Below are 625 nucleotides of genomic sequence, written 5' to 3' on the forward strand. Positions count from 1 at the left end.
TGAACCGCATTGCCCAGCGGATCGAAGATCGCCGCGATCTCGTCCGGCACGTCGTCGGGGATCGGCACGACATTGTGCTGCGGGATCGCCACATACTCGCCGAAGGCGCCGGGGCGATTGACGCCGACGCCGAGCGTGTTGCGGCAGAGATGCCCCCTGCCCGCGCGGCAGTTGCGGCAATGGCCGCAGACGATGTGGCCCTCGCCGGACACGCGCTGGCCGAGCTTGTATTCGGTGACCGCGGCGCCGAAGTCGGCGACGGTGCCGACGAATTCATGGCCGGTCACCATCGGCACCGGTACGGTCTTTTGTGCCCACTGGTCCCAATTGTAGATGTGAACGTCGGTGCCGCAGATCGCGCTTTTCCTGACCTTGATCAGCACGTCGTTGGGGCCGATCTCCGGCACCGGCACCTCTTCCATCCAGATGCCCGGTTCGGCCTTGGCCTTCACCAGCGCTTTCATCATGTTGGACATTCTTTTGTTCCTTGATTCTTTTGATCCGGAATCGTTTTCGGCGCTCAGGAAATCACGCCGAGCTCGCGTCCCACTGCGCCGAATGCCTCAACTGCCCTGTCGATATCGGCGCTGGAATGCGCCGCCGACATCTGGGTGCGGATACGGGC

Annotated in this window: 1 protein-coding gene; it reads right to left on the reverse strand. The window is 63.2% G+C overall.

The window, feature by feature from the left end:
- The coding region (locus EN738_RS34855) for an alcohol dehydrogenase catalytic domain-containing protein (RefSeq protein WP_148669476.1) at positions 1 to 476 on the reverse strand (476 nt) is incomplete at its 3' end.
- Between the last annotated feature and the right edge of the window lie 149 nt (positions 477 to 625).

The organism is Mesorhizobium sp. M4B.F.Ca.ET.017.02.2.1, assembly GCF_003998955.1.
GTDB classification, from domain to species: domain Bacteria; phylum Pseudomonadota; class Alphaproteobacteria; order Rhizobiales; family Rhizobiaceae; genus Mesorhizobium; species Mesorhizobium abyssinicae.